A 1,432-nucleotide genomic window follows, 5' to 3' on the forward strand; every position below is an offset into this window, starting at 1 on the left:
GTAACTACTCACCGACATTAAATTAGACAAAAAGTAAGTCAGCGATAATTTAAATTTAATAAAATCTTCATAGCTTGCAAGAAGATGACAGATAAAGAAAAAATAGAGCAGCTAGAGAGTCAGGTTAAAGATTTAACTGAAAAGTTGGCTATGGCTTTAAAACTGTTAGAACAAAAATCTATACAAAAAGATAGTAGCAATAGTAGTAAACCACCATCTCAAGATAGCTTCAAAAAACGTACAGCGAGTTTACGAAAAAAAAGCACAAAAAAATCAGGAGGTCAACCAGGTCACAAAGGCAGTAGTCTAAAAATGAGTTCAACACCTGATGAAATAATATCTTTAAGACCATCTTACTGCACCAAATGTGGTCAATCAATTTCTTCTGAAAACCTCATTTTCAAAAGCAAGCGTCAAGTTGTTGACTTGCCAAGTATTACCCCTTTTGTAAAAGAGTATCATCAATATGAAGCTCAATGTCAATGTGGCTGTCATCAAGAAGCACATTATCCTAATAATGTTAGCAATCATATTCAATATGGTGAAAATATAGAAGCACTGATAGGTTACCTTTCTGTAGCTCAATATTTACCCTATAACCGTATTAAATCGCTCTTCAAAGACGCATTTTCACTACATCTAAGCGAAGGTACAATCGACAATAAACTCAATAGTTTATATAAAAAAGCACTTCCTTATCATTCAAAGCTTCGAGAGAAGCTAGAGAAAAGCACTAAGCCAGTTGGGGCGGACGAAACAAGTTGTCGAGTAAATGGTGACAATTTTTGGAGTTGGGTATGGCAGAATGAAGACTATTGTTATATCACTATAAGCAACAATAGAGGTTCAGCAACCATTGATCAACACTTCCCTAATGGTTTTCCCTGTGCAACTTTATCCTCAGATAGATGGGCGGCACAATTGAAGACTAAAGCTAAAAAGCATCAAATTTGTATAGCACATATCTTGCGTGAATTAAACTATTTGGAGGCCGCAGAAAAACACTCTTTTACGATTCACCTGAGAGAACTTTTACACAGAGCAATTCAACTAAAAAGAGAGGTAGATGTATCAAAGTATGGAGATCACTCAACTCAAAAGTTAGAGAATGAATTAAATGTGCTTCTTCAGGAAACTATTCCAAACGATAGTTGTGATAAAACTGCAAAACTACAAAGGTCTTTAATAAAACATAGAGAAGCAGTTTTCCCTTTTCTCTACGAGCAAAAACTATCCTTTGAAAATAATGCTTCAGAGAGAGCAATTCGGAATGTGAAACTAAAAATGAAGGTGTCAGGTATGTTTAAAACTGGATACCCTATATATGCTGTCCTAAAATCAATGACAGAAACACTTAAAAAGAAAGGAGAGAGTATACTTGAGGCTTTTATAACGCTTGCTTCGTTGAAAATTCCTATTGCTGAGTAGTTAC

At 34.8% G+C, this 1,432-nt stretch carries 1 protein-coding gene; it reads left to right on the plus strand.

The window, feature by feature from the left end:
* Window positions 1-84: 84 nt before the first annotated feature.
* Complete coding sequence (gene tnpC / locus HHU12_RS33890; RefSeq protein ID WP_169661149.1) at window positions 85-1,428, plus strand: IS66 family transposase; 1,344 nt, start codon at window positions 85-87, stop codon at window positions 1,426-1,428.
* Window positions 1,429-1,432 lie beyond the last annotated feature (4 nt).

This window comes from Flammeovirga aprica JL-4, assembly GCF_012844305.1.
GTDB lineage: Bacteria > Bacteroidota > Bacteroidia > Cytophagales > Flammeovirgaceae > Flammeovirga > Flammeovirga aprica.